4 protein-coding genes and 4 tRNA genes are annotated in these 7851 nt (G+C 39.9%); 7 read left to right on the top strand and 1 reads right to left on the bottom strand.

Translation table 11 applies throughout. From position 1 onward, the window contains the following. Positions 1–100: 100 nt before the first annotated feature. The 3 genes from gyrB (at position 101) to DPV81_RS08125 (ending at position 6177) form a co-directional block, all read left to right on the top strand. Entirely contained in the window at positions 101–2527 is a 2427-nt protein-coding gene (gene gyrB / locus DPV81_RS08115) for a DNA topoisomerase (ATP-hydrolyzing) subunit B (RefSeq protein ID WP_111387786.1), read from the top strand. Between the two features lie 253 nt (positions 2528–2780). Further along, complete coding sequence (locus DPV81_RS08120) at positions 2781–4526, top strand: ABC transporter ATP-binding protein/permease (RefSeq protein ID WP_111387788.1); 1746 nt, start codon at positions 2781–2783, stop codon at positions 4524–4526. After that, complete coding sequence (locus tag DPV81_RS08125) at positions 4519–6177, top strand: amino acid ABC transporter ATP-binding/permease protein (RefSeq protein WP_111387790.1); 1659 nt, start codon at positions 4519–4521, stop codon at positions 6175–6177. The genes DPV81_RS08120 and DPV81_RS08125 overlap by 8 nt, the downstream gene beginning before the upstream one ends. Positions 6178–6215: 38 nt before the next feature. On the opposite strand, the gene coaA is transcribed toward DPV81_RS08125, so the two are convergent. Continuing rightward, complete coding sequence (gene coaA / locus DPV81_RS08130) at positions 6216–7151, bottom strand: type I pantothenate kinase (protein WP_005695046.1); 936 nt, start codon at positions 7149–7151, stop codon at positions 6216–6218. 213 nt (positions 7152–7364) lie between these two features. Between coaA and DPV81_RS08135 the strand changes: the two genes are divergently transcribed. From DPV81_RS08135 to DPV81_RS08150, 4 genes are all read left to right on the top strand, one after another. Then, a tRNA-Thr gene (locus tag DPV81_RS08135) sits at positions 7365–7440 on the top strand. Positions 7441–7470: 30 nt separating this feature from the next. Beyond that, positions 7471–7555 (top strand) — tRNA-Tyr (locus DPV81_RS08140). A 41-nt stretch (positions 7556–7596) separates the two neighbouring features. Further along, positions 7597–7671: transfer RNA gene (locus DPV81_RS08145), tRNA-Gly, on the top strand. Between the two features lie 3 nt (positions 7672–7674). Continuing rightward, positions 7675–7750, top strand: a tRNA-Thr gene (locus DPV81_RS08150). The last annotated feature ends 101 nt before the right edge of the window (positions 7751–7851 follow it).

The raw sequence follows: 7851 nt of genomic DNA on the forward strand, positions 1-7851 counted from the left end.
GTTTTTAACACCGAAAATTTTGACCGCACTTTTATTTCGCAAAATAGTCAGTTTTTTGCTATAATTCCGCACAATTTTCATTACAAAATAGAGAAAAACTATGTCAGAAACACCGGTTACAGAAAATGCTTATGGTGCATCAAGTATTAAAGTCTTAAAAGGGCTTGATGCGGTTCGGAAACGTCCGGGCATGTATATTGGGGATACCGATGATGGAACAGGCCTACACCATATGGTGTTTGAGGTAGTGGATAACGCGATCGATGAAGCACTTGCCGGCTATTGTTCCGATATTATCGTCACTATTCATGATGACAACTCTGTTTCCGTGCAAGATGACGGCCGTGGTATTCCAGTAGATATCCACCCAGAGGAAGGGGTTTCTGCGGCAGAAGTTATTATGACCGTGCTTCATGCGGGCGGTAAATTCGATGATAACTCTTATAAAGTATCAGGTGGTTTACACGGCGTAGGTGTTTCGGTAGTAAATGCGCTTTCTGATAAATTGCAATTAACCATTCGTCGCCAAGGTCATGTGTACGAGCAATTCTATCACTTGGGTGAGCCTCAAGGGCCTTTAACTATTATCGGTGAAACTCAAGCGACGGGTACAACGGTGCGTTTCTGGCCAAGTCCAGAAATCTTTGCAATTACAACTTTTGATTACAAGATTTTAGCAAAACGCCTACGTGAGCTTTCATTCTTAAACTCTGGCGTATCAATTCGTTTAATCGACAAACGTGATGGCACAGAAGATCACTTCCATTATGAAGGTGGTATTCAAGCATTCGTTGAGTATTTAAATAAAAATAAAAATCCAATTCACCCAAAACCGTTCTATTTTTCAGCTGAAAAAGATGGTATTGGTGTGGAAGTCGCATTGCAATGGAATGATGGTGTAAACGAAAACGTTTATTGCTTTACCAATAACATTCCACAACGTGATGGTGGTACTCACTTAGCCGGTTTCCGTGGTGCATTAACGCGTAGCTTAAATAACTATATGGAAAGCGAAGGGTTACTGAAAAAAGAGAAAGTGAGCACATCAGGTGACGACGCACGTGAAGGTTTGGTGGCAATTATTTCGGTGAAAGTGCCCGATCCTAAATTCTCTTCACAAACAAAAGACAAATTAGTGTCTTCTGAAGTGAAAAGTGCGGTTGAATCTGCAATGAATGAGCGTATGCAGGAATATCTATTAGAAAATCCAGCCGATGCGAAGATCATTGTAAATCAAATTATTACAGCCGCACGCGCGCGTGAAGCAGCACGTAAAGCCCGCGAAATGACCCGTCGTAAAGGCGCATTGGATATTGCAGGCCTTCCGGGTAAATTAGCGGACTGCCAAGAAAAAGATCCAGCACTTTCAGAACTTTACCTCGTGGAGGGGGATTCTGCGGGTGGTTCGGCAAAATCAGGTCGTGATCGTAAAACCCAAGCGATTCTGCCATTAAAAGGTAAAATTCTTAACGTTGAAAAAGCACGTTTTGACAAAATGCTTTCTTCTCAAGAAGTGGGTACATTAATTACAGCGCTTGGCTGTGGTATTGGTCGCGATGAATATAATCCGGATAAATTACGTTATCATCACATCATTATCATGACCGATGCGGACGTGGATGGTTCACACATTCGTACGTTATTGTTGACCTTCTTCTATCGTCAAATGCCGGAATTAATTGAGCGTGGTTATGTGTATATTGCTCAGCCGCCACTTTATAAAGTGAAAAAAGGTAAGCAAGAGCGTTACATCAAAGATAACGACGAAATGGTGCAATATGAATTAATGCTTGCACTTGATGGCGCAGCGTTGCACATCAGTGCTAATGCACCAGCAATGAATGATTTAGTGTTCGAGAAATTAGTGAGTGAATATAACAATGTTCAGAAATTAATTACTCGTTTAAGTCGTTACTATCCAGAGCCATTATTACAAGGTTTGGTTTACCAACCACAATTAACCGTTGATTTAATGCGTAATGAAAGTGCGGTCGAAAATTGGGCGAATGCTTTTGTTGCCTACTTAACTGAAAAAGAAACAGAAGCACATTTATATTCAGCAAGAACGCAATTTAACAGCGAACGCCAAGTATATGAGGCAGTCATTACCGTTCGTAAACACGGTATTGATACTGATTACTTCATCAACTTTGATTTTGTAACGGGCAATGAGTTTGCGAAGATTACCGCCTTCGGTCAGCAAGTGAATGGCTTGCTAGAAGAGGGCGCTTACGTCACTCGTGGTGAAAAAACGCAACCTGTTCAGTCATTTGAACAAGCTGTTGAATGGTTGATGAAAGAATCTCGCCGAGGCCTAGAAATCCAACGTTATAAAGGGTTAGGTGAAATGAACGCTGAGCAACTTTGGGAAACCACCATGGATCCAAATGTTCGTCGTATGTTAAAAGTATCAATTAAAGATGCTGTTGCAGCAGACCAACTCTTCACTACATTAATGGGTGATGAAGTTGAGCCTCGTCGTGAATTCATCGAAATGAATGCGTTGAGAGCAAATCTAGACGTTTAGTCTAACACTCAAAAATATCACTAAAAATGACCGCACTTAGGGAAACCAAGTGCGGTATTTTTTTATCTAGAATATAAATAAAAATAATTTTCAATTAGATCTGTTATTTATTTATATTCTTGACTATAATTTTTGCGACTTATATCGCTTAAAGACAATGAGACGAAATAGACTCGTTTTTTGGTTGTTAGATTGGTAGCAAAGTACGCATAGTAATGTGCGTACTTCTTTTTTGTTTTTAGGAGCAATCATTATGATGATAGATAAACGCCTAATTAACGCGGTGGCCGATAGTAAAAAATGGATTGGCATCACAGTGTTATGGAACTGGGTGGCGTTAATTGGTGGGATTATTAGTGCCGTCGTGTTTTCTTATATTTTACAGGCGGCTTATTTTAATGAATTGGGCCCACTAAGTGCGGTCATTTTGGGTATCGTTTTAATTGCTGCTTTGGCGTTGCGTGCCTTTGCAGGTAAAAAATCGGTGCAGGCCTCTTATTTTGCCAGTACGAAAGTAAAACATGAGCTGCGTAGCCTCATCTATCGCAAATTGGCTTCAATGCCGCTTAATCAAGTGAATCAACAATCTACGTCAAACATCATTCAAGTGGCTTCAGAAGGCGTAGAACAACTTGAAATCTACTTTGGGCGTTATTTACCTCAGCTTTTTTATAGCTTGCTTGCCCCGCTTACACTCTTTGCTTTTCTGATCTTTTTCAGCTTTAAAACAGCCATAATTTTGCTGATTTGTGTGCCGTTGATTCCGATGTCGATCATTGCAGTGAATAAAATTGCGAAAAAACTCTTGGCAAAATATTGGTCCATTTATGTAGGATTAGGCAGCAGTTTCTTAGATAACCTACAAGGTTTAATCACGCTGAAAATCTATCAAGATGATGCTTATAAAGCGAAAGCAATGGATGAAGAAGCGGAACATTTCCGCAAAATTACCATGAAAGTGCTCACTATGCAGCTTAACTCAGTGTCGCTGATGGATTTACTTGCTTACGGTGGTGCGACAATCGGGATTTTAACGGCTTTGTTGCAATTCCAAGCCGATCAATTAACCGTATTAGGTGTCATTTTATTTATTCTGCTTTCTTCTGAATTCTTTATTCCGCTTCGTTTATTGGGTTCTTTCTTCCATGTAGCAATGAATGGTAAAGCGGCATCCGATAAGATCTTTACTTTGTTAGATACGCCAGTGGAAACCCAAACACAAGCGGTCGATTTTGCAGCGAAAAATGCCATTCAGGTGGATATTCAAGATCTGCATTTTGCTTATAGCGAAGAAAAACCAGCAATTACAGGCTTAGATTTAAGCATCTTACCAAATCAGCTTACGGTATTTGTGGGTAAAAGTGGTTGTGGTAAATCAACCTTGGTTTCATTGCTAATGGGCTTTAATAAGGCACAACAAGGCAAAATTCTATTCAGCGGCCAAGAAATTCAAGAGATTGATCGTCATTCGTTTTATGAAAAAGTCTCTTTGGTGAGCCATAGCAGTTATGTGTTTAAAGGTACGCTACGTGAAAATATGACGATGGCGAAAATTGATGCCACAGATGAGCAAATTTACGCGTGTTTAGAACAAGTCAATTTGGCGCAATTCGTTCGAGATAATGGTGGATTAGATATGCCGTTATTAAGCCGTGGTGCGAATTTATCTGGCGGTCAAATTCAACGTTTAGCGTTAGCTCGCGCGTTATTACACAATGCCGAGCTTTATATTTTTGATGAAGCGACCAGTAACATTGATGTGGAAAGCGAAGAAATTATTTTGCAGTTCATTCAGCAATTTAAACAACAAAAAACCATTGTGATGATTTCTCATCGTTTGGCGAATGCCGTGAATGCCGACTGCATTAATGTGCTTGAACAAGGCAAATTAATTGAGCAAGGTACACATAAAGAGCTCATGGCAAAACAAGGTGCGTATGCTGAAATGTTCCAACAACAAAAAGATTTAGAACAAATTAGAGAGGTGGCAAATGCGTAAAAATGGTTTTGTTGTGATGGGGCATTTGCTGAAATTAGTGACCCCACTGGCGCATATCATGGCGTTTACTATCACCATGGGAACGCTCGGTTTTCTTGCTGCCATTTTTATTATGGTGCTTGGGGCGATGGGTTTAGTAAATTTATTAAACTTTGACACCCATTTAAGTTTTTCTGGAATTTTGACCGCACTTATCATGTTAGCGGTGGCTCGTGGCGCATTGCGTTATTTAGAGCAAATGTCCGGGCACTATATTGCTTTTAAATTATTGGCATTATTGCGTGATAAAGTATTTTCTTCTTTACGCCGCTTAGCTTTTGTGAAGTTGCAAGACAAACAAGCGGGGCAATTAGTGTCCTTGGTGACTAATGATATCGAATTGCTCGAAGTGTTCTATGCGCATACCATCGCACCAATTATGATTGCGTTCTTTACTTCTGCGATTTTATTATTGGTCTTTGGGCATCTTTCAGGTTGGTTTGTGGTTGTAGCATTAGCCGCTTATTTAACGGTGGGGGTGATTTTACCCATTATCACCACCAAATTGGCGCGTGAAGATGGCAGACGCTATCGTGAATTAGTAGGCGAAATGAATGATTTCTTCCTCGACAGTGTGCGTGGTATGAAAGAAATTCAACTTTTCGGTTATGCAAAACAACGTTTAGATGAAATTCAACAACGCAGCCAAAAAATTGATACGGCTTTTGAGCGCATTAAAGACCAAGAAGCAAAAGTGCGCGTTTACACTGAAGTGGCGGTATCGGCGTTTAACATTATTATGTTATTCACAGGCTTAATTTTGTTTAGCCTAGATAAGATTGATTTCTCAGCCTTTTTAATCGGCGTAATTTTATTGATGTCGAGTTACGGCCCAGTTATTGCGTTAAGTAACCTTTCAAGCAATTTGTTACAAACCTTGGCTTCAGGTGAGCGTGTATTGAGCTTGCTAGCAGAAGAACCAGAATTAAAAGACGTAGAAAGTGCGGTCTCTTTGAAAGAGGTTTCTCGCATTGATGTTGAGAGTGTAAGTTTTGCTTATGGTGAAGAACAAATTTTATCGGATGTTAGCTTGTCTGTGAAAAAGGGTGAAATCTTAGGGATTCATGGCAGAAGTGGTAGCGGTAAAAGTACCTTGTTAAAACTGCTGATGCGTTTTTACGATCCTAAATCGGGTAGCATTAAAATTAATGGCGAAATCTTACCGAATATCAACACCCGTAGTTTGCGTGACAATATGGCGTACATTACTCAGCAAACCTATATTTTCAACGAAACCATCGAGGAAAATATTAGGCTTGCGCGCCGTGATGCTACGTTAGAAGAAATTATGGAAGCCGCGAAGAAAGCATCAATTCATGATTTCATTTTGAGTTTGCCTGAAGGTTATCAAACGAAAATGACGGAATTGGGCGGTAACCTGTCTGATGGTGAAAAACAACGTATAGGTATTGCTCGTGCATTCTTACACAACGCACCGATTATTTTACTCGATGAACCAACTAGTAATTTGGACAGCTTAAACGAAGCGATGATTTTGAAATCATTGTTGAACGTGAAAGCAGAAAAATTGATTATTCTCGTGAGTCATCGCCAATCTACCATGGCGATTTGCGATCAGGTGATTGGCATTGAGAATGGAAGAATGTCGTAAGGCAGTGAGAAAAAGAGCGGTCAAATTGACCGCCTTTTTTATTTTCTTAATTTCACTAACTCAACTTCGTGATTTTCACCTTTTCTAAGAATGAGATTGGCGCGCTCACGAGTCGGCAGAATGTTTTGTTTTAAATTCAATCCATTAATGTTATCCCAAATGTTGCTAGCCGTTTCAATGGCTTCCTGCTCAGAGAGATTGGCATAATGTTTAAAATAGGAATCCGGATTAGTGAAAGCACTTTGACGGAATTTTAAGAATCGCTTGATGTACCATTCTTTGAGCAAGTTCTCGTCTGCATCAACGTAAATGGAGAAATCCACAAAATCAGACACGAAGGTTTGATTTGCTTTATTTGAACCTGTTTGGAGAACATTTAACCCTTCTAAAATTAAAATATCCGGTTGATCGACAATATCAAATTTATCAGGAACGATATCGTAAGTTAGATGAGAATAAATAGGCGACTTTACCGATGGCTTGCCTGATTTGATATCAGCTAAAAAACGAATTAATTTAGCCGTATCATAAGAAATAGGGAAGCCTTTTTTCTGTAGCAGATCGTCTTTTTTTAGTTTTTCTAATGGATACAGGAAACCATCGGTAGTGATTAAATCAACTTTTCGTTCGGTAGGCCAATGAGTTAGCAGCGATTGTAAAATACGAGCCGATGTACTTTTCCCGACAGCAACACTACCTGCGATACTAATGATGTAAGGGACTTTAGGGCTTTGTCCGCCAAGAAAACGATTTAAAACGGTTTGGCGACGAAGATTTTCATCAATATAGTAGTTGATGAGACGTGCAAGTGGCAGGTAAATGGTGCTCACTTCATCAAGAGAAAGCTCTTCATTAAAACCTAAAAGCGGTTTGAGATCTTGCTCCGTTAATTTTAGCGGAACAGATTTTCTTAATTCAGCCCATTGTTGACGGCTAAAGTTCAGAAAGGGGGTTAGTTGTTCGGTAATTTCCACGGTGCTTTATATCTGGAGTGAAAAAATTGGACAAAATATACCCTATAAATGAATTGTGATCATTGTTTTTTATTAAAAGTGATGAGTTTTAAAGCAAGAATGTGGCTTTTTGCTTGTAAATTAGACGAATAGTTAAAAAAAACGCATTTTTCATAAAAAAAACTTGTCAGGCATAAAATTTTCCATATAATACGCCTCACTTGCTTACAACACGCCGACTTAGCTCAGTAGGTAGAGCAACTGACTTGTAATCAGTAGGTCACCAGTTCGATTCCGGTAGTCGGCACCATCCTTTAGTAAACAAGTATTCATTTAGCGTGGAGGGGTTCCCGAGCGGCCAAAGGGGGCAGACTGTAAATCTGTTGGCTCAGCCTTCGAAGGTTCGAATCCTTCTCCCTCCACCATTTTCTAAATGAATTCTGATGGGACAGATGAATTTAGGACTGCGGGCATCGTATAATGGCTATTACCTTAGCCTTCCAAGCTAATGATGCGGGTTCGATTCCCGCTGCCCGCTCCAAACGCTGATATAGCTCAGTTGGTAGAGCGCACCCTTGGTAAGGGTGAGGTCGGCGGTTCAAATCCGCCTATCAGCACCAGCCTTCCAAATTCCTCTCTCCTTATTAAATAGTAATGATTTTATTGGTTAATGTGGTTTAATTTACCCATCGATAACCGTGTCTATTTAGAGGGACTCTTT

This window comes from Haemophilus parainfluenzae, from assembly GCF_003252795.1.
GTDB lineage: Bacteria > Pseudomonadota > Gammaproteobacteria > Enterobacterales > Pasteurellaceae > Haemophilus_D > Haemophilus_D parainfluenzae_K.

Excerpts from the sequence above, each read along its gene's own strand:
- DPV81_RS08120 (WP_111387788.1), top strand. The coding sequence starts at position 2,781 with ATGATGATAGATAAACGCCTAATTAACGCGGTGGCCGATAGTAAAAAA.
- gyrB (WP_111387786.1), top strand. The coding sequence starts at position 101 with ATGTCAGAAACACCGGTTACAGAAAATGCTTATGGTGCATCAAGTATT.
- DPV81_RS08125 (WP_111387790.1), top strand. The coding sequence starts at position 4,519 with ATGCGTAAAAATGGTTTTGTTGTGATGGGGCATTTGCTGAAATTAGTG.